21 protein-coding genes are annotated in these 19,158 nt (G+C 67.3%); 10 read left to right on the top strand and 11 right to left on the bottom strand.

Features of this window, described 5'->3' with window-relative positions; all coding sequences use genetic code 11:
* The 3 genes from AO057_RS00105 to AO057_RS00095 are packed head-to-tail and all read right to left on the bottom strand — an operon-like array spanning position 1 to position 2,656.
* A complete protein-coding gene (locus AO057_RS00105; RefSeq protein WP_240480700.1) occupies positions 1-669 on the bottom strand; it encodes a TetR/AcrR family transcriptional regulator in 669 nt (222 codons plus the stop codon).
* A 5-nt stretch (positions 670-674) separates the two neighbouring features.
* The gene (locus tag AO057_RS00100; protein ID WP_057673710.1) at positions 675-1,859 is read right to left on the bottom strand and encodes an amidase; all 1,185 of its coding nucleotides are present in this window, start codon (positions 1,857-1,859) and stop codon (positions 675-677) included.
* Positions 1,859-2,656: a cysteine hydrolase family protein gene (locus AO057_RS00095; RefSeq protein ID WP_057673709.1), complete on the bottom strand. Its 798-nt coding sequence runs from the start codon at positions 2,654-2,656 to the stop codon at positions 1,859-1,861. Before AO057_RS00095 ends, AO057_RS00100 begins: the two co-directional genes overlap by 1 nt.
* A 176-nt stretch (positions 2,657-2,832) precedes the next feature.
* On the opposite strand from AO057_RS00095, the gene AO057_RS00090 reads away from it, so the two are divergent.
* From AO057_RS00090 to AO057_RS00055, 8 genes are read left to right on the top strand one after another with little or no spacing between them, the layout of a single operon-like run.
* A complete protein-coding gene (locus tag AO057_RS00090) occupies positions 2,833-3,813 on the top strand; it encodes a BMP family protein (RefSeq protein ID WP_057673708.1) in 981 nt (326 codons plus the stop codon).
* Positions 3,814-3,818: 5 nt separating this feature from the next.
* A complete protein-coding gene (locus tag AO057_RS00085) occupies positions 3,819-5,432 on the top strand; it encodes an ABC transporter ATP-binding protein (RefSeq protein ID WP_057673707.1) in 1,614 nt (537 codons plus the stop codon).
* Positions 5,429-6,508, top strand: coding sequence for an ABC transporter permease (locus tag AO057_RS00080; RefSeq protein ID WP_057673706.1), 1,080 nt, complete (start codon positions 5,429-5,431; stop codon positions 6,506-6,508). Before AO057_RS00085 ends, AO057_RS00080 begins: the two co-directional genes overlap by 4 nt.
* Positions 6,505-7,428 (top strand): ABC transporter permease, encoded by a 924-nt coding sequence (locus AO057_RS00075; protein WP_057673705.1) that lies wholly within the window; start codon positions 6,505-6,507, stop codon positions 7,426-7,428. The genes AO057_RS00080 and AO057_RS00075 overlap by 4 nt, the downstream gene beginning before the upstream one ends.
* A gap of 1 nt (position 7,429) precedes the next feature.
* Entirely contained in the window at positions 7,430-7,642 is a 213-nt protein-coding gene (locus tag AO057_RS00070) for a DUF4089 domain-containing protein (RefSeq protein WP_057673704.1), read from the top strand.
* Positions 7,639-9,021 carry an AtzE family amidohydrolase gene (locus tag AO057_RS00065; protein ID WP_057673703.1) on the top strand — a complete coding sequence of 461 codons (1,383 nt, stop codon included), beginning with the start codon at positions 7,639-7,641 and terminating at the stop codon, positions 9,019-9,021. The genes AO057_RS00070 and AO057_RS00065 overlap by 4 nt, the downstream gene beginning before the upstream one ends.
* Positions 9,018-9,680, top strand: a complete 663-nt coding sequence (locus tag AO057_RS00060) for a cysteine hydrolase family protein (RefSeq protein ID WP_057673702.1) — start codon at positions 9,018-9,020, stop codon at positions 9,678-9,680. Before AO057_RS00065 ends, AO057_RS00060 begins: the two co-directional genes overlap by 4 nt.
* A gap of 9 nt (positions 9,681-9,689) precedes the next feature.
* A complete protein-coding gene (locus AO057_RS00055) occupies positions 9,690-10,403 on the top strand; it encodes a GntR family transcriptional regulator (protein WP_057673701.1) in 714 nt (237 codons plus the stop codon).
* Between the two features lie 59 nt (positions 10,404-10,462).
* Here the strand turns inward: AO057_RS00055 and AO057_RS00050 are convergent, their stop codons facing one another.
* The 3 genes from AO057_RS00050 to AO057_RS00040 are packed head-to-tail and all read right to left on the bottom strand — an operon-like array spanning position 10,463 to position 12,476.
* Positions 10,463-10,963: a TPM domain-containing protein gene (locus AO057_RS00050; protein WP_057673700.1), complete on the bottom strand. Its 501-nt coding sequence runs from the start codon at positions 10,961-10,963 to the stop codon at positions 10,463-10,465.
* Between the two features lie 2 nt (positions 10,964-10,965).
* Entirely contained in the window at positions 10,966-11,862 is an 897-nt protein-coding gene (locus tag AO057_RS00045) for a TPM domain-containing protein (RefSeq protein WP_371258257.1), read from the bottom strand.
* The gene (locus AO057_RS00040; protein WP_057673699.1) at positions 11,859-12,476 is read right to left on the bottom strand and encodes a LemA family protein; all 618 of its coding nucleotides are present in this window, start codon (positions 12,474-12,476) and stop codon (positions 11,859-11,861) included. Before AO057_RS00040 ends, AO057_RS00045 begins: the two co-directional genes overlap by 4 nt.
* 343 nt (positions 12,477-12,819) lie before the next feature.
* On the opposite strand from AO057_RS00040, the gene AO057_RS00035 reads away from it, so the two are divergent.
* Complete coding sequence (locus AO057_RS00035) at positions 12,820-13,656, top strand: hypothetical protein (RefSeq protein ID WP_057673698.1); 837 nt, start codon at positions 12,820-12,822, stop codon at positions 13,654-13,656.
* A 90-nt stretch (positions 13,657-13,746) separates the two neighbouring features.
* Here AO057_RS00035 and AO057_RS00030 read toward each other — a convergent pair whose 3' ends face one another.
* The 4 genes from AO057_RS00030 to AO057_RS00020 all read right to left on the bottom strand — a co-directional run bounded on the left by AO057_RS00030 (position 13,747) and on the right by AO057_RS00020 (position 16,730).
* On the bottom strand, positions 13,747-15,273 hold the full coding sequence (locus AO057_RS00030) for a CYTH and CHAD domain-containing protein (RefSeq protein WP_057673697.1): 1,527 nt from the start codon (positions 15,271-15,273) through the stop codon (positions 13,747-13,749).
* Positions 15,274-15,318: 45 nt separating this feature from the next.
* Positions 15,319-16,128, bottom strand: a complete 810-nt coding sequence (gene ppk2, locus AO057_RS00025; protein ID WP_057673696.1) for a polyphosphate kinase 2 — start codon at positions 16,126-16,128, stop codon at positions 15,319-15,321.
* Between the two features lie 84 nt (positions 16,129-16,212).
* On the bottom strand, positions 16,213-16,383 hold the full coding sequence (locus AO057_RS17635; protein WP_156404436.1) for a hypothetical protein: 171 nt from the start codon (positions 16,381-16,383) through the stop codon (positions 16,213-16,215).
* Positions 16,380-16,730, bottom strand: a complete 351-nt coding sequence (locus AO057_RS00020) for a single-stranded DNA-binding protein (protein WP_057673695.1) — start codon at positions 16,728-16,730, stop codon at positions 16,380-16,382. Before AO057_RS00020 ends, AO057_RS17635 begins: the two co-directional genes overlap by 4 nt.
* Positions 16,731-16,887: 157 nt before the next feature.
* Here AO057_RS00020 and AO057_RS00015 point away from each other — a divergent pair, with 157 nt between their 5' ends.
* Entirely contained in the window at positions 16,888-17,319 is a 432-nt protein-coding gene (locus tag AO057_RS00015; RefSeq protein ID WP_057673694.1) for a helix-turn-helix domain-containing protein, read from the top strand.
* Positions 17,320-18,266: 947 nt separating this feature from the next.
* Here the strand turns inward: AO057_RS00015 and AO057_RS00005 are convergent.
* On the bottom strand, positions 18,267-19,158 hold an 892-nt coding region (locus AO057_RS00005), incomplete at its 5' end, for an IS110 family RNA-guided transposase (RefSeq protein WP_057673692.1).

Here is a 19,158-nt window from a genome sequence, read left to right as displayed (position 1 = left end):
TCAGTCATCGGGTCTGAGGTAAGCCTCGACCATGGCGCGGGTGAGTTTCAGGTGCGCGCGTTGCCAGGCAGGCTTTTGCAAGTCCTTGTTGAAGATGCGTGTGAGGGTGTACGCATGGGCGCGGCCGTAGTAGGACAGGCTGACCATGGCCACGTAGAGGTGCAGGGCGTCCACGCCCTTGCGCACCTCGCCCGTGGCCGCGCCGCGTGCCAGCAGCTTGCGGATCAGGTTCAGCACCGGCGTGGCCATCTCCGGTATCCGGTCCGAGCGCGCCAGGTGCCGGGCTTCGTTCAAGTTCTCGAAGGCCAGCAGCTTGCGCAGCTGGGGGTGGGCGGCAAAGTGGCCGGCCACGAAATCGAAGATGCACAGCAAGCCCTCCATCGGGGGCAGGGCTTCGGCGTCAAGCTGCAGTTCATCGTGCCGCAGATCGGCCAGCACCGTCTCCAGCACCACGACGTAGAGCGCATCCTTGCCGCCGAAGTAGTGGTAGAGCATGCGGATATTGGTGCCGGCGCTCCGCGCAATGCGCTCGGTGCGCGCACCGCTGTAACCGTGCGCCGAGAATTCGTCCACGGCGGCCTGCAGCAGGCGCGCACGTGCGGCCGCCGGGTCCCGCTTGGCGGGCGTTTCCTTGCGGGCCGTTGTGCGGCCAGGTGAACGCGATGTCACAGCCATCACTCCTTTGTGGGCGAGAGCGCCAGGGCCAGGTCCAGCAGGCTTTCGTCCTGCCCCGGGCCGGCGATGAAGGAGAGACCCACGGGCAGGCCCTCCACCTGCAAGAGCGGCAGCACGATCTGCGGCAGGCCAGCGTGCCCTGCCAGGGCGCCCAGGGCCAGGGCCCGTTCATAAAAAGCACCGCGCTGTTCACCGCTGGCATTGCGTGGCAGGGCCACACCGGGCGCGGCGGGCAGCAGCCAGGCTTCGTCCGGCCCGATGCGCGCCACGAGTTCGCTTTTCATCTCATCACGCCAGCGTCGCCACGGCGCGTCCAGGGCACGGTCCAGCGCCATCGCGCCGGCGAAGCGCGGCGCAATGGCCGGCCCGAAGGTCGGTCGTCGTTCGCGTATCCAGGGGCCCAGGGTCGCCTGGATTTCAAGCCCCTGCAGCAGGGAGTAGGCCTCCTGCACTTCACGCCAGGGCCGCACAAAGGCCTGGCGTCTTTCAGTGATGCCGTTCGCCTGGGCCCAGGCGCGCAGGGCCTGCGCCACCGCGGGCTCGGCCAGGGCCAGCGCGTCTTCGGCCAGACACAGGCGCAGGGGCCGGGGCCGGGTTGCAATATGGTGCCGCGTGCCGAGCAGCACGTGGCCGGCGGCGCGCAGGAGCGTCGCATCACGCGCGAACCAGCCCACGGTGTCGTAGCTCTCGGCAAAGGGCAGCACGCCGGCCAGCGAGATGCGGCCGTGGGTGGGCCGCATGGCGTGCACACCGCAGAAGGAAGCCGGCACACGCACCGAGCCGCCGGTGTCGGTACCCAGGGCGAGATCGGCCTCAGCGTTGGCCACGGCCACGGCGGAGCCGCTGGAGGAACCGCCGGGCAGACGGTCCGGCGCGGCCGGGTTGCGTGGTGTGCCGTGGAAGGCGTTCTCGCCTTCCAGGCTGAAAGCGAGTTCGTCGGTGACGGTCTTGCCGACGATGCGCGCGCCCGCAGCGCGCAAGGCGGCTACGCAGGGCGCATCGTCCACCGGCACCGCATGGCTGGCCGTCCAGTCGGGGTTGCCGCAGGTGCTGGGTGTGCCGCCCACAGCTATCAGGTCCTTGACGGCAACCCGTTGCCCGTCCAGCACCCCCGTGCCCGTGGGCTCGCGCAGCACGCGCGGCCCGGGCACGAAGGCACCGGAGGGCGATGACGATGCGTGCATCACTTGGGCAGCGCCTGCAGCACCTGCGTGGAGTCGGTCACGAAGCCGAAGCACTTCTTCACGTTCCAGACCGTGGCCTCGGCGCAGAAGGCGGGCGAGCTGGTGGCGCAGCAGTCTTCCAGCATGACGCAGCCATAACCCAGGAAGTTCGCGTCGGTCAGGGTGTGCAGCACGCACTGGTCGGTGTTGCAGCCCGCGAACAGGATGCTCTTGATGCCCAGGTTCTTGAGCATGCTGTCCAGGGGTGTGTCCCAGAAGCCGCTGATGCGGTGTTTGTCCACGCAGTAGTCGCCCTCAATCGGCTTGAGCTCGTCGACCACGGCCGCGGCCCAGGAATCTTTCTCCAGCACATTGCCGCCACCACCGGGCAGCGGGTAACCCAGGCCGACACCGGCGCCGCCGTTGTCGTAGAGGTGGATCTGGTTGGGCGGCATATTGGCCAGGTCGGGGCGGTTGCCCCAGTTCACCCAGATCACGGGCACACCGGCCGTGCGCAGCGCGGGCAGCAGTTTTTGCAAGGGCTCGATGGGCGTGCGGTCGGCCGTGTAGTCCAGGCCCAGCGAATCGACCCAGCCGCCCTTGGCGCAGAAGTCGTTCTGCAGATCAATGATGACGATGGCCGTGCGCCGCAGGTCCAGCACCACGTTTTGCGGCTGCGCCGCGATGCGCGCGGGCACCGGTGCGGGCGGTGCGATGGACATGTCCACTTCATGCGCGTTCGCGACCCAGTAGTACTGGTGTCCGAGTCCGAGCGCCCCTTGGGGCCGGGGGTCGGGCAGGTAGGGGTGACGTTTCATGAGGACTCCTGTTGTGTGCGTTCCATGGGCATGCGCTGCTGCATGCTGGTGCGCGCGCACCGTTTGCGCGCGCGCAGGCGGCAAAAAACGGCTGTGGCACTGGCATCTTTATTGCAGGACATGGTCGTAAGTAATCAGTTATTTACTTCCCTCCACCACTAAGCGAAAGGCATGCCATGAAGGTTTCATTCCCCTCCCGCCGTATGTTCACCCTGGCCGCCGTTGCCGCGGCGGCGTTCACGCTGGCCGGGCCCGCGCCGGCCGCTGACCCGGTGACGGTCGGCATCCTGATCCCCGGCTCCAAGTCCGACAAGGGCTGGATGGAGTCCGGCTACGACGGCCTGGTGGCCGCGCAGAAGGAGTTCGGCGACAAGGTCAAGGTGCAGATGATCGAGAACATCAACTACGCCGACATGGAACAGGCCCTGACCAACCTGGCCAGCAAGAACAAGCTGGTGATCGGCGTGGGCGGCCAGACGCAGGCGGCCGTGCTGAAAGTGTCCAAGCGTTTTCCCAACACCAAGTTCTCCATCGTCGGCGGCAACAAGGGTGAAGACCTCGCCAATGTCGCGGGTTACGACGTGAAGCAGGCCGAGATCGCCTTCGTCGCCGGTGCCGCCGCTGCCATGTTGTCCAAGAACGGCGCCGTGAGTTATGTGGGCGGCATGGAGATCCCCTCCATCGTGAACGCCGGCAAGGAATTCGGCAACGGCGCGAAATACATCAACCCCAAGATCAAGTACTTCGAGAACTACACGGGCGATTTCGACAACGTGGCCAAGTCCAAGGAAGCCACGCTGGCCGCCATCGCCCAGGGCGCCGACGTCCACTATCACATCCTGAACCTGGGCCTGCGCGGCATGGAGCAGGCGGCCAAGGAGAAGGGCACCAAGATCGTCGGCAGCTACACCGACCGCTGCGGCAGCGATCCGCTGTACCCGGCCTACAGCATCACGGGCGTGGGTTACCAGGTGCAGTACGCCATTGGTGAGGCTGTCAAGGGCACGTGGAAAGCCGGCTACAAACCCTTCGGCCTGGCCATGGGTCCCAAGGCCTCCGACATGGTGGTGTGCGGCGCCACGCCGGAGATGAAGTCCAAGCTTGAGGCGATCAAGAAGGACATCCAGAGCGGCAAGATCAAGGTGCTGGAAGGCTGAGCACCGTGCGCACCGAGGCTGTCACCGGCGAGGCTGCAGGCGCGACGTCGCAAGACGTCGCGCCCCTGCTGCGCATCGACGGTCTCGGCAAGCGCTTCGGCACCCTGCAGGCGCTGGCCGATGTGTCGCTGGCCTTGATGCCGGGGGAGGTGCATTGCCTGCTGGGCGAGAACGGCGCGGGCAAGTCCACGCTGTGCAACCTCGTTTTCGGCGTGCACAGCCCCGATGCCGGTCAGATGGTGCTGGACGGCGCGCCCTACACGCCGCGCTCACCGGCCGACGCGCTGAACCACGGCATCGCCATGGTCCACCAGCACTTCAGCCTGGTGCCGGATTTGACGGTGGTCGACAACATGCTGCTGGGCCAGTCCCGCGGCGTGCTCGACCGCAAGGCCTGTGCCGCCAAGCTGGAGACCATGCGCGAGCGCTACGGCCTCGCGCTGGACCCCTATGCGCGCATCCAGGATTTGTCCGTGGGTGAGCGCCAGCGTGTGGAGATCGTCAAGTGCCTGGTGCGCGAGCCGCGTCTGCTGGTGCTGGACGAACCCACCGCCGTGTTGCTGCCCGCCGAGATCGAGGCCCTGCTCGCGGTGTGCGAGCGTGTGGCTGCGCAGGGCTGTGGTGTGGTGCTGGTCACGCACAAACTCGCCGAGATCCGCCTGGTGGCGCGCCGCGCCACCGTGCTGCGCGGGGGCAGGGTGGTGGCGCGTTCCGATGCGCCGGCGCAGGAGATCGACATGCTGGTGCGTGCCATGATCCAGCGCGACCTGCAGGCGCCCGCGAGCCCGATGGCGCCGGAGCGCAGCGTGAAGCAGGTGGTTCACGAGACATTGCCGCCACGCGAGATGGCGCTGCTGGCCGATGGCCTGACCGTGCGCGACGCCGACGGCGTGCTGCGCCTGGACAATTTCACGCTGATGGTGGCGCCGGGCGAGATCGTCGCCGTCGCGGGGGTGGAGGGCAATGGCCAGAGCGAGCTGGGTGCCGTGCTCTCCGGCATGCTCAAACCCACCGAGGGTCGTTTCCACATCTTCGGCGAGGAGATGACGGGCAAGAGCCCCAAGACGCTGACGGCCGCCGGCTGCGGCGTGGTGCCCGAAGACCGCCACGCCCTGGCCTGCGTCACGGGCATGAACGTGGCCGAGAACATGATGCTCGACCGCCTGGGCCGCTACAAAAAATACGGCCTGCTGGACCGCGAGGCCCTGAACCGCGCCGCGCGCGAGCTGATGCAGCGTTTCGACGTGCGCGCCGCCGGCCCCGAGGTAGCCTTCGGTGGCCTCTCCGGCGGCAACCAGCAGAAGGCCGTGCTGGCGCGCGAGCTCACGCTCGATCCCCTGCGTTTCCTGCTGGCCGCCCAGCCCACCCGCGGCCTGGACGTGGGCGCGGTGGAGGCTATCTACGGCCACATCCGCACGGTCGCCGCACGCGGCGTCGGCGTGCTGCTGATCTCGTCGGAACTGGAAGAACTGCTGGCCGTGGCCGACCGCATCGTCGTGCTCTACCGCGGCCGTCTCATGGGCACCTGCCGCGCTGATGCGGCCGAGCGCCCGCGCATCGGCGCCTGGATGGCTGGACAGGAAACATCGTCGGCCGTTCCAGAGGAGGCCCTGGCATGAGCACCGCACTCAGCTTGTGGCGCACGGTACGGCCCGGCCCCGCGCTGGGCATGTCGGTGGCCGCCGTGGCCCTGGCCCTGCTGATCGGCGGTGTGATGGTCGCGCTCATGGGCGTGCCCGTGGGCGAGGCGGTGGCCGCATTCGCCGATGGCGCCTGGGGCTCGCCCTATGCCCTGGCGGCCTCGATCAACCGAGCCCTGGTGCTGATGCTCGTGGGCCTGGGTTTTGTGCTGGCCGAACGCGCCAATCTCACCAATGTGGGCGGTGAAGGACAGATTGCCGTGGGCGGCATCGCCGCCACGGCCTTCGCGCTCTGGCCGCCGGTGGCTGGCCTGCCCTGGGGCCTGGCCTTCATCGTGCCCATGCTCGGGGCCTGCCTGGCGGGCGCGCTGTGGGGCGGCATCGCGGGGCTGCTCAAGGTCAAGGCCGGCACCAACGAGGTGATTGCCACGCTGCTGCTGTCTTTCATCGCGGTGTGGATGGTCTACGGCAGTGTGCAGAGTGAACAGCTGCTGCGCCGACCCATGACGACTTCGGCCACGCTGCCCGAGTCGCTGGAGATTCCGCTGGCCACCCAGCTGCCCTTGTTGTTGGGCGATGCCTCGGTGCCGCTGCACGCGGGCCTGCCCATCGGGCTGGTGTTCGCGGTGGTGGTGGCCGTGGTGCTGGGTTTCACGGTGCTGGGCCTGCGCCTGCGTGCCACCGGCTTGAACGCACGCGCCGCGCGCCGTGCCGGCATGGCCGTGGACCGGCTCACGGTGGGTGTGCTCTGCGCCGCCGGTGCGCTGGGCGGCCTGGCGGGGGCCTGCATGTTGCAGGGTGAGCAGTACACGCTCAAGGCCGGCTTCTCGTCCGGCTATGGTTTCGACGGCCTGGTCGTGGGCCTGCTGGCGCGCGGCTCGGTGCCTGGGGTGATCGCGGGTTCGCTGCTGTTCGGCTTCCTGCGCTCGGGCGGCATCAATATGGAAATGGTGGCGCAGGTGCCCACCGCGCTGGTGGTGGTGATCCAGGGCCTGATCATCGTGATCCTGGCCGGCGCGGCGCTCGCCATCCAGCGCATGGAGGCCCGCCGATGATCGAACCCGAACTCGCCGCCGTATTCGTCGGCTCCAGCATCCGCCTGGCCGCGCCCCTGCTGCTGGCCGCCACCGGCGAACTCGTGAGCGAACGCGCCGGTGTGCTCAATATGAGCGTGGAGGGCATGATGCTCACCGGCGCCTTCGCGGGCGCCGTGGGTTCCTGGGCCACGGGTTCGCCTGTCATCGGCCTGGCGCTGGGTGTCCTGTGTGTGCTGCCCATCGCATGGCTGCAGGCCTTCCTGAGCATCACGCTGCGCGCCAACCAGATCGTCACCGGCATCGGCATCAACATCCTGGTGCTGGGCGCCACCACGCTCGGTTACCGCGCGCTCTTCGGCAGCCGTTCGCGCGCCGAGATCCCGGGCCTGGACAAATGGGCCCCGCCGGGCCTGGCCGACATCCCGCTGCTGGGCGAGCATGTGTTCCACCAGACCTGGCTGCTCTACGCGGCCGTGCTGCTGGTGATCGCCGTGGCCTGGGTCATGCGCTCGACCTCGCTGGGCCTGGCGCTGCACGCCGCGGGCACGGCGCCGCAGGCGGCGGCGAACTCGGGGCTCAAGGTCACGCGCATCCGTTATGGCGCGGTGCTCTTCACCGGTTTCATGTCGGCGCTGGCCGGTTGTTTCCTCTCCATCGGCGACATCCACACCTTCACCGAAGGCATGACCGGCGGCGCCGGCTACCTGGCCATCGCCGCGGTGATCTTCGGCAACTGGAAACTGGGCCGCACCTTGCTGGCCTGCGGTCTGTTTGGCGCGGCCACGGCCCTGCAGTTCCAGCTGCCGGCCATGGGCGTGCAGGTGCCCAGCGCGCTGCTCATCATGCTGCCCTATGTGCTGGCGTTGCTGGCCGTGGGCGGGCTGGTCGGCCGCCAGGTCGCGCCCGCCGCACTCACCCGTCCCTACACAGGCCACTGAGATGAACGAAGAAGAAGTCCTCGCCTACGTCCGCGCGACGGCGCGCGCGCTGGAGCTGCCGCTGGACGAAGCACGCGCCCAGACCGTGGCCCTGCACCTGGGCCGCACGGCCGCGCTGGCGCAGTTGCTCGAAGCCATGCCCCTGGGGGTCGAAGACGAACCGGCCGAGATCTACCGACCGGCCCCCTTTCCGCAGCAGGACCCGGCCCCATGAACAGCACCGAACTGCTGCAAGCCATCAAGAGCGGCGCCCTGTCGGCCGCCCAGGCCTGCGAAAACGCCATCGCACGCATCGAGGCCACCGAGCCGCAGGTCAACGCCTACACCGACCGCACGCTGGCACGTGCACGCGCCGAGGCCGCCGCCATCGACCAGCGCCGTGCGCGCGGTGAGGCGCTGCCCACTCTGGCCGGGCTGCCCTATGCCGTGAAGAACCTGTTCGACATCGAAGGCCTCACCACCCTGGCAGGCTCCAAGGTCAACCGCGGCCTGCCGCCGGCCCACGCCGACGCGGTGCTGGTGCAGCGCTTGCAGGCTGCCGGCGCGGTGTTGCTGGGCGGCCTCAACATGGACGAGTACGCCTACGGCTTCACCACCGAGAACACGCACTACGGCCCCTGCCGCAACCCGCACGACGGCACGCGCATCGCCGGCGGCTCCTCCGGTGGCAGCGGTGCCGCAGTGGCCGCGGGGCAGGTGCCGCTGACCCTGGGTTCGGACACCAACGGTTCCATCCGCGTGCCGTCTTCGCTGTGCGGCGTCTGGGGGCTCAAGCCCACCTTCGGCCGCCTGTCGCGGCGCGGCACCTATCCCTTTGTGCACAGCATCGACCACCTCGGCCCGATCGCCGATCGTGTGGAGACCCTGGCCCTGGCCTACGACGCCATGCAGGGACCCGACCCGCTGGACCCCGGTTGCCATGCGCTGCGCGTGCAGCCGGTTGCGCCCACGCTCCTCAATGGCCTCAAAGGTTTGCGCATCGGGGTGCTGAGCGGCTATTTCCACGAACACGCCAGCGCCCCGGCGCGCGAAGCCGTGGCGCGGGTGGCGCAGGCGCTGGGCGCGCGTGGTGAGGCCAGCTGGCCCGATGCCGCGGCCGGGCGCGCCGCCGCTTTCATCATCTCCGCCAGCGAAGGCGGCAGCCTGCACCTGGCCGACTTGCGCCAGCGCGCGCAGGATTTCGAGCCGCTCTCGGTGGACCGTTTCATTGCCGGCGCCCTCCAGCCCGCGCACTGGTACCTGCGCGCGCAGCGTTACCGCCGTGTCTACCGCGACCGCGTCAACGCCCTGTTCGCCGACTGGGACCTGCTGCTGTGCGCCGCCACGCCGGTGAGCGCACCGCAGATCGGCCAGGAGTGGATCGAGGTGAACGGCCAGAAGCATCCCACCCGGCCCTCCATGGGCCTGCTGACCCAGCCCGTCTCTTTTGCCGGTTGCCCCGTGGTGGCTGCGCCGCTCTGGCCCCAGGGCACGGGCGGCCTGCCCATCGGCGTGCAGATCATTGCCGCACCCTGGCGCGAAGACCTCGCACTGCGCGCGGCGGCCGTCTTGCAGACTGCCGGCGTGGCTGGCCCCAAGGAACCCCCGCTGTGAAGACCATCGCCGCCCAGCCCTTCGCGTACGCCTTCGAGCCCGCGCACACCGCGCTGGTCATCATCGACATGCAGCGCGACTTCATCGAGCCCGGGGGTTTTGGCGAGACACTGGGCAACGACGTCTCGCTGCTCGAAGCCATCGTGCCGGCCTGCCAGTCTGTGTTGTTGGCCTGGCGCAAAACGGGTGGTCTGGTGGTGCACACGCGGGAAGCCCACAAGCCCGATCTGTCCGACTGCCCGCCAGCCAAGCGCAACCGTGGCAATCCCACGCTGCGCATCGGCGACGCCGGGCCCATGGGGCGCATCCTGGTGATGGGCGAGCCGGGCAACCAGATCATCCCGGCACTGGCGCCCATCGCGGGCGAGATCGTGATCGACAAGCCGGGCAAGGGCGCCTTCTACGCCACGGGCCTGCACGAGATGCTGCAGGCGCGCGGCATCACGCACCTGCTCTTCATGGGCGTGACCACCGAGGTCTGCGTGCAGACCTCCATGCGCGAGGCCAACGACCGCGGCTACGACAGCCTGCTGCTGGAAGACTGCACCGAGAGCTATTTCCCGCACTTCAAGGCCGCCGCCGTGGAGATGATCCACGCGCAGGGCGCCATCGTCGGCTGGACCGCCGCCAGCGCCCAGTTGCTGGCCGCCCTGCGATAAAGTCAGACCATGGTCACCACCCGCCGCCGCTCTACCGCTCCTGCCGAAACGCCCGTCTTCCACTCGCGTGCCGAGATGGTCTACGAGCAGCTCAAGCGCGACGTGGCCGACTTCAAGCTCGTGCCGGGTGACCGCTTCACCGAAAACGAACTCAGCGAGCGCCTGGGTGTCTCGCGCACGCCGGTGCGCCAGGCCCTGTTCCGCCTGCAGCAGGAAGGTTATGTCGAGGTGCTGTTTCGCAACGGCTGGCGCGTGCTGCCCTTCGACTTCGAGCGCTTCGAGCAGCTCTACGACCTGCGCATGGTGCTGGAGACCACGGCCGTGCAGCGCCTGTGCACCGACGAGACCAAGATCGACCGCGCCCTGCTCGAACAGATCGCCGCGATCTGGCTGGTGCCCGCAGCCGAGCGCAGCACCGACATCCGCCAGGTCGCGCAGTGGGACGAAGAATTTCATTGCAGCCTGGTGGCCGCGGCCGGCAATGCCGAGATGACCCGCGTGCACCGCGACGTGACCGAACGCATCCGCATCATCCGCCGGCTCGACTTCACCAAGCAGGCCCGCATCGACGCGACCTACGAGGAACACGCCAAGATCCTGCGCGCCATCCAGCGCAAGCGCAGCGACCCGGCGGTGATGCTGCTGCGCGCCCACATCCAGACCAGCCAGTCCGAGGTGCGCAAGATCACCCTGCACCAGGTGCATCTGGCGCGCGCCGCCTGAGATGTGAGGCCTGCGCCAGGCCATCTGTCGTATGCCAGGCGATCAGCCGGGCTGAAGTCTCAGGACAGCACGGCCGGTTCGTCCGGCAATTCGTTCGGGTGCCCGCCGCGCTGGGGGAAGTGCTTCTTCAAGGCCCGCGCCACCGCTGCAACGCCCAGCAGCGCGCCCGCGCGGTAATCGGCCTGCCCGAAGGCCGTATCCATCTGCCGGCAGATGGCGTCCCAGGTTTCCGTGCCTTCGTGCGCGTGGATGCCGCGGTCGGCGACGATCTCCACCGCGTGGTCCGCCAGCAGCACATAGATCAGCACGCCGTTGTTGTGCTGCGTGTCCCAGACCCGCAGCTCGGAAAACACGTCGATGGCGCGTTCGCGCGGGGTCATGCCGCGCATCAATTCCCCGGGCTCCAGCGCAGCCTCCACCGCAAAGCGGATCTCCCCGCCATGTCCGCTTTCGGCAGCACGGATCGCCTCGGCGATGGCCGCCATCGTCGCGCGCGGGAAGGCGCGCCGCACGCTCCAGTGCGAACTCAGCAGGTGTCGGGTCCAGCGTTGCAGGTTCATGCTTACCACCTCCCCGAGGAGCCGCCCCCGCCGAAACCGCCACCTCCGCCGCCCCTGAAACCACCGCCGCCGAAGCCGCCTCCAAAGCCACCCCCACGATGGCCGCCGCCCATGCCGCCGCGCAGAAGGGAGCCGCCACCCAGCAGGGTGACGACGAAGCCGATCACGGCGCCGACCAGGGCAATGAGGATGACGCCGGACAGGAACCAGATGATCAGCCCCAGGATGCCCGCCGTCACGGCGGCCCCCGGCAGGCGCCCCAGCACCGCGCGCAAGACACCGCCCGCCACCACGGCGATCATCAGCAGCACCGGGGCCATGCCGCCGAGATCGAAGGACGCATCGCCCGCGCGCCCAGCCGGCGCCGGCAGCGCCTCGCCGTCGATCAGCTTGATCATCTGCTCCACGCTGGCGTCGATGCCGCCGAAGAAGTCGCCCTGCTTGAAGCGGGGCACGATGATGTCGTTGATGATGCGATTGGTGATGGCGTCGCTCAACACGCCTTCCAGACCGTAACCCACCTCGATGCGCACGCTGCGGTCATTCCTGGCCACGAGCAGGAGCACCCCGTCGTCCACCTTTTTGCGCCCGAGCTTCCACTGCTCGACGACGCGGATCGCGTAGGGCTCGATGGCCTCGGGCTGGGTCGTGGGCACGATCAGCACCGCCAGCTGGCTGCCCTTGCGTTCGTCGAAGGCCCGCAGCCGGCTCTCCAGGCCCGCCCGCTGCTCGGGCGTCAGGGTCGCGGTGAGATCGGTCACCAGGGCCTGCAACGGGGGAACGGGGACCAGCTCATCGGCCGCGTGCGCCGTCCCCCAGGGGAAGGCCAGCAGCCACAGCAGGCCGACCAGCGCCCCGGCCCAGCGCCGTTGCCGCAGGCCGTGAGCGACAGGGTTCAACGTGCGGCCTCGGGCTTCTTGGCCGGGCCACCAAAATCCACCTTCGGCGGCGTGGCCAGTTCTTTTTCATCGGCGACCGTGAAGCTGGGCTTGACCGAGTAGCCGAAGACCATGGCCGTCAGGTTGGTGGGGAAGCTGCGCACCGCCACGTTGTACTCCTGCACGGCCTTGATGTAGCGGTTGCGGGCCACGGTGATGCGGTTCTCGGTGCCCTCCAGCTGGGCCCGCAGTTCCTGGAAGCCCTGGTTGGCCTTGAGCTGCGGGTAGTTTTCGCTCACCACCAGCAGGCGGCTCAGGGCGCCGGAGAGTGAGTTCTGTGCGGCCTGGAACTTCTGGAAGGCCTCGGGGTTGTTGACCAGCTCCGGCGTGGCCTGGATGCTGGTGGCCCGGGCGCGGGCCTCCACCACCTTGGTCAGGGTTTCCTGCTCGAAGTTGGCCTCGCCCTTGACGGTGTTGACGATATTGGGGATCAGGTCGGCCCGCCGCTGGTACTGGTTCAGCACCTCGGCCCAGCTGGCCTTGATCTGCTCGTCGGTGGTCTGGAAGGTGTTGTAGCCGCAGCCCGAGAGGCTGAGCACGGCCAGGGTCAAGAGCAAGACTTGCAATCTGCGCATTTCATTTCTCCGGTGAATCCGGCAATGCTAGGACCTTGCCGGGGAGGTGTCCAGTTCCGTTTCACGCCATGCCGGCGCCGGGGGCCAAGGCTGCGCTGAACAGGTCCTGGCGATGGGCTGCGCCCGGCATCGATTGGCTGCCAGCCCTTCCTCGAAATCTGCGCCTGTATCCCCCTTTCGGGGGATAGGCAGTGCAAATCCTCTTGGTTAAGATGCGGCGTCCCGAGTTCGCGGCGCGATGTTGGGGTCGGTGGACCAATGTGTCAGCCCTGCAGCGCACAGGATATCCGGCGGATTGCCGCCACCATGAGTGAGAGTCGGTAACGATCAACAAGGGGGTCCCATGATCAGGTTTTTTCGATGTCTGTTTCTGAGCGCGTTTCTTCTGGGGGCGGGTGGTGTGCATGCGCAGATTGACCGGGCCACGACCGAGAGCCTGCTGCGCAAGTCCGGCCTGTGGGAGCAGCTGGGCAGCATTGCGCCCCAGGCCGAGAGCGGCTTGCAAGGGTTTTTTGCGCAAGCCGGCATGACACCGAGCGCCGCCGAGCTCGCTCGCATATCGAGCGTCATCCGGGAGTCCTACGCGGCGAACCGGCTGCGTGAGTTCAGCATGGACGTCATTTCGAAGAAGCTCGGTGCCCAGCACGTCCCCAGACTCCAGCGCTGGTTCGATTCACCTGTCGGGAAAACCGTGACGAAGCTTGAAGAGCAGGCTTCGGCAGAAAGCGTGGATCCGCAAGTGCAGATGCAGCAAGGGACGGCGCTGCTGCAAAACTCGGAGCCGGCGCGCCGCAAATTGCTGGAGGAACTCGTCAAGGAGACGAGTACCGCCGAAACGTGGGCCCAGATCACCATCAACACGAGCTTGGCTGCGTGGCATGGCGCGGCAAGCGTCTCGGCACAGGCGCCGATGCTGTCCCAGGGTGAATTCAAGGCCGCGCTGGAGGCGCAGCGCCCGCAGATGATGCAAGGCTTTTCCGCCATGGCACTGTCGCTTTTTGCCAGAGCCTACGCACCCTTGTCCACGCCGCATCTGAAAAGCTATGTCGCCTTCCTGAAGTCCGAGGCCGGGCGCCAGTACAACGCGCTCGGCATGGAAGCGCTGGATGCCGCGCTGACGCAGGCAGCCGCCGACATCGGGCGCAGGCTGCCGAGCACCAAGGATCAGGCCAATATCTAGTGTCCTGACCTGAAATCCCTCGCTTTCATTCCGTGCCACTATTTCCGGAGCAGGACACTGGCAGGGGGGTGCCGGTTGCCAGGCCTTCGATCATGGTGTTCCCTGGAGTTGTTGGGGGCTTGTCACTGAACCAATGGCAACGCCACGCAAGAACTCCGCAAGGCCCCGGTTGGCTTCCAGTTGGGTGGCCAGTGCGCTCGCCTGCAGGACATCGCGGGTCATCCCCAGGGTGGTCTGCAGGTGCAGGGCCTGCGCGTGCCAGGGCTTCGCTTTTTGCTTCGGCAACAGAGGGCGCAGCGCCTCGATGCCATAACGCAGCCGCTTGGAAAGAATGCGGATGCGGTGCAGATGCGCGGCGTCGGGCGCCTGCTTCAGGGCGCGCTTGAGCTGCCGGTGCAGGCGCACCACGCGCTGCCTGGCCCAGCGGGGCAGCGGCTCCTGGTGCCCGGCGTCAGCGGTGCCCGCTGCCGGCAAGGCCGACAAACCCTCGATCCATTGCGTGGTCGCGAGCAGGCAGGCGCCGACGGTGGGAACCTGGAGCGCGAAGCGCACCGCCTTGCGCTGCAGCGTGGCCGCCTGCAGCAGGGACGCCGACAGGGCCTGCCATTCCCCGGCGCGCCGCGGCTCCCCGGCCGTGTAGGCATCGGCCAGCGGCGGGAGCGTCTCGATGCGGGCCACGTCCAGATCCCGCAGTTCGCCCAGAAACGTCAGCAGGGGCCGCAGCGGCAACCAGGACGGCACCGCATCGGCAGGTAGCGACGACCTGAACAGCCGCCACGCACTCCTGAAACGGCGCCAGGCCACGCGCGCCTGATGCACCACTTCTGCGTCGTCCGAACTGCGCAGGGCCCAAAGATTGGACGTGAACTGGCTGAAGCTCTCGCGCAGCACCTGCTGCGCCGCCTGCGTCACGAGCAGTTTGGACCCCAGCGCCGGCGGCTGGGCCCGGACCGGCATGTCGATGACCCCCTGCGCCAGGGCAAAACCGCGTTCGGCCTTGCTCTGCGTCGCCGGCAGCACCGCAATGTTGCGGGCAATCAGTTGCGCAAGGTCGAACAGCGCCTGCGGCGGGCCGGCCAGCAGCTCCAGCTCCAGCTCGCAGATGGCGCTGCGCCGTTCGCCCGCCTCGATGTGCCCGATGTCCAGCGCCACCTCGACCACGCTGCCATTGCGCCGGCGCACGGTCCAGCTCGTTCGGTGGAAAGTGGTGACGAAGCAGGGCTCCAGCGCGCGGAAGATCGCGCCGTCCGGGTCCAGGCGCGACCAGGGCGTTTCTTTGAGGGCACGCCGCTGCAAGGCAGCGCCGGGCACGGGCACTTCCCATTCACCGCGCTGGCTCAGGGCCGAGCCGTCAGCACCGCCGGTCTTGAGCGTCTGCAACCAGCGCGGGCTGGCCTCGCTGCCGACGCGGCGCAGCCGCAGCGCCACACGCTGTTGGCGCAGGTCTTGCGCGGGCGTGTCGTAGTAGATGTTGTACAGGCGCAGTGTGCTGGCCTTGCGCCGCGCCAGCAGCGGCAGGCGTGCCAGTCGCTGCGCCAGGGCGGCGGGGTCCGCGGCCGGCAAGGCCAGCTTGAGTTCGATCTCCTGCGCGGGGCGGGTGGTCGTGTCGCGTTTCATGGGCTGGGTGCTACCCACGGAGATCTGCCATGCACACCGCAGCGCTCAGTCCGCCGCCGCGATGGGCTTGAGCGGCGTACCGAACTTCTCGCGCAAAGGCTTGTGGTCCAGCGGCGGGAACTTGACCACGGTCTGCGGCACCTCGCGCTCCGGGATGTGGTCCAGCAGATGGCGGATCAGCGTGAGCCGGCCGCGCCGCTGGTCGTTGAAGTCCACCAGCACCCACGGTGTCTTCTTGTGGTGGGTGGCTTTGAGCATGGCGTCGCGCGCCTTGCCGTACTCGGCGTACTTGGCGCGCGCCTGCACGTCGATGGGGCTGAGTTTCCAGCGCTTGAGCGGGTCGGCCACGCGTTCGGCAAAACGCTCCTCCTGCTGCGCCTGGTCCACCGTGAGCCAGTACTTGAACAGCAGGATGCCGTCGTCCACCAGCATGCGCTCGAACACGGGCGCCTGCTGCAGGAAGGCCTCGGTCTCGGCCTCGGTGCAAAAGCCCATCACGCGCTCGACGCCGGCGCGGTTGTACCAGCTGCGGTCGAAGAACACGATCTCGCCGGCCGCCGGCAGGTGCGGCACGTAACGCTGGAAATACCACTGCGTCTTCTCGCGCTCGCCGGGTTTGGCCAGCGCCACCGTGCGGCACTGGCGCGGGTTCAGCGTGTCGGACAGCGCGGATATGACCCCGCCCTTGCCGGCCGTGTCGCGCCCCTCGATCACCACCACCAGGCGCTTGCCGGTGTGCTGCAGCCAGCGCGCCACGTCGTTGAGCTCCAGCTGGAGTGCTGCGAGCTGCTCGTAGTAGGCGTCCTTGCCCAGCTTGTCGGACTTGTCGCCCTTGCCGTTTTTGGGTTTCTTCATCGCTGCATCGTAGCGGAGGTGGGGCGCTGGTTCAATGGTGAACGGGCCCGCTCGTCCGGGGCCGCGCCACGGACCCTCCGTGCGTTAACGCACGATGGCGATCCAGGCGCGCAGGATGAGTGAGGTCAGCTTCAGCGGCGCGTTCTTCAGCCAGTTAGGTACCCAGGCCGGCGCGTTGATGGAAACGCGGGTGGCCCAGCGGATCACGGGGCGCAGCCAGCCGGGGGTGGGGATGACGCGGGGCGGGGGCTTCATGGTTTTTCCGTCGGCTGCGAGGTGTCGCCAAGTGCCGCGCGCTTGCGGTCCACATGGTAGACCGTCAGCACCTGGCTGGCCACCAGGTCCAGCGCCGGCCGGGTGTTGCCCTGCTTGTCGGTCCAGACCTTCGGCGTCAGCGCGCCAGACAGCGCCAGCGTGTCGCCCTCGTCCAGCGCCAGCAGGGCCGCGCAGGCCTCGGCCGCAAAGGCAATCACATTGACGATCAGGCTCTCGCCTTCGCCCGGCGTCGCCTTCACCTTGGCGAGCACGAACGTGGTGTCGTTCTTGCCTTGCCGCTGTTCTGCCAGGCCCACCAGGGTGCCGGTTATGAGGCCTTCGATCATGGGGTTCCCAGGAGTTGTGGGGGGATTGTCACTGATCGAAAAGCCCTCAAGACATCGTGAAGATATCTCGAAATTTGCACATTTGGAAAAGAGTTGCGTTCCTGCCCCGTGCGCGTTCGACGTAACATGAAGATCATCTCGTTCCATAAGGACCCCCATGCCCAATCTGGCAACGCTGCTGAAATCGGAAATCTCGCGCATCGCGCGCAAAGAGGTTCGCGCAGAGACCCAGGCTTTCAAGAAGGCCTCGGCCCAGTACCGTTCTGACATCGCGGCACTGAAGAGGCGAATCGCCGGCTTGGAGTCAACGCTCAAGAAGCTGGACAAAACCAGCCCACGCAACCGGAAGACTGCCGAAGAGCCGGCGCAGTTGCCCTTGCGCTTCCGCGTCGATGGTTTTGCCACCCTGCGCAAGAAGCTCGATCTTTCGGCGGCAGAGATGGCCAGGCTGCTGGGCGTTTCTGCCCAGTCCGTCTACCACTGGGAAAGCGGCAAATCCAAACCGCGGGCAGGCCAGCTGGCCGCCATTGCGCAAGTACGCAAGCTGGGCAAACGTGAAGCTGCCGCGCGCCTGGCGCAGCAGAAGTGAGCTTGCGCCCCCTTCTTGAGCAAGTTCTTTTTGATCAGGTAGGGGCGATCGAAGGGGCGTTGTCGGCCAATAGCGGACAGTGGCATCGACGGCACAAAGCGGACATCGAACACTGCCGGGTTTTGCAGGTTTTTTAATGTTGCCCCTAAAACACAGAGCAACGCTAAGTCGTTGATGCGACGCGGGTTTTGGTGAACGGCCGTTGCCGTGTTAGTCCGCAAGCGGCCATGTTATCCCGCAGTTTTGCCGGGTTCGTGGACTTCGTTAATTGTCTTTCCGGTGGGCCAATTGGCACGAATCCGGATATAAATCAGGCACTTGCAAACGAAAAGGGAGAAAGCCATGAGCCTTGTTATGCCGACAGATTTGCGGCCTATATCAAGTTAGACCGCTTGGTATGCGCGGATACGCAATCTACGTCCTTTTAATCGCCGCAGGGTTTGGCGTATGGGCGCTACTCTTCTGGTTCCAGCGACGAAGCTCTGGACGCGGACAGAAGCTCGTGGGGTGGGTGACCATTGGCCCGCTTCATGCCTACCTGGAGAGGCGGGGCTATCGCTTGAGCAGGCGCGAACTGCTTGGGTGGGGTCTCGTTGCTTTGGTGATGGTCGCCGCGCCGCTGGCGTCTTGGTGGCTGGAGCGTTGAGGGTGGCCGCACGGTCTAACAATTCATATATGGACTCCCCCTCAAGTGCAAGAAACTGACCGATTGGGGACCGACGGGTAAAGCGCCTGCAGTCGTATATCCGGCATCTGAGGTGGGATCTGTGTAGTCCCGTGCCGACATGGAATCTGCGTCACCGTTGCGCCAATCAATACAAGCGGCTGCATAAGAGCCGGAAGAGTTATCGGCGTCTGACGGTGTGGGAGGAACCCGGTTGGCCATGATGGTCGATCAATCTCGTCGCAAAGGCAGATGGGTAAACTTCAAATCTCTCGTGGGTGGCTCAGGCCGGCATCACAAAGGCCTGGCGGTTCATCTTCTTGCTGAGCCGGCTGTTTTCATCGAACGTCGTCTTGTCGCGCAGCGTGGCATAGCAGATGCGTGCCATCTTGTTGGCCAGTGCACAGGCCGCCTTGTTGTGGTTCGTTCGCCCTTGAACATCCAGTGCCCAGCGTCGCACCCCGCAGACCTCCTTGCCCGCGCCCTGGGCCACCTTGGCCGCGCGCAACACGCTCCTGGCGCCGTGCGTGAGCAGCATGCGCAAGTAGCGATCCCCCTTCTTGGAGATGCGCCCCAGGTAGCGGCTGTTGCCCGAGCTGAACTCCCTGGGCGTCAGGCCGAACCAGCTGGCGAAGTGCCGCGCATCCTGGAAGTGGCTCACATCGCCCGAGGTGGCCGCCACCAGGGCCGTGGCCGTCAACAGACCAATGCCCGGAATGGAGAGCAGCATGGTGCAGGCCGGGCTCAGACGGGCCGCTGCGGCCAGCTCCCGCTCCACCTGGGCGATGCGGGCCTCCAGCAGGCGGATCTCCTCCACCAGCAGCCTGGCCGAACCCCGGATCAGCTCGGGCACCGCGGTATTGGGGTCGGCCAGCACGCGGCTGATGGCTTCGACGCCGGTACGCGCACCCACGGGGATGGCAATGCCGAACTCACGCAAGAAGCCGCGCAGGGCGTTGATGCGTGAAGTGCGTGTGCCCATCCAGAGGGAACGGATGCGGTGCAGGCCCTGCAGGGCCTGCTGTTCGACCGACTTGACGCGTACCGGACGGATATCGGCGGCGCGGGCCGCCTCCAGCAGGGCGGCCGCATCCGTGGCATCGGTCTTGTTGCGCCGCACATAGGCGCGGGTGTACTGGGCCGGCAGCAGGCGCACCTCGATGCCCAGGGAATTG

Origin of the sequence: Curvibacter sp. PAE-UM, assembly GCF_001432305.1 — a bacterium.
In the GTDB taxonomy this organism is placed as follows: domain Bacteria; phylum Pseudomonadota; class Gammaproteobacteria; order Burkholderiales; family Burkholderiaceae_C; genus Hylemonella.
The sequence above is the reverse complement of the archived record's forward strand: the minus strand, read 5'-3'. Positions and strand labels throughout refer to the sequence as shown.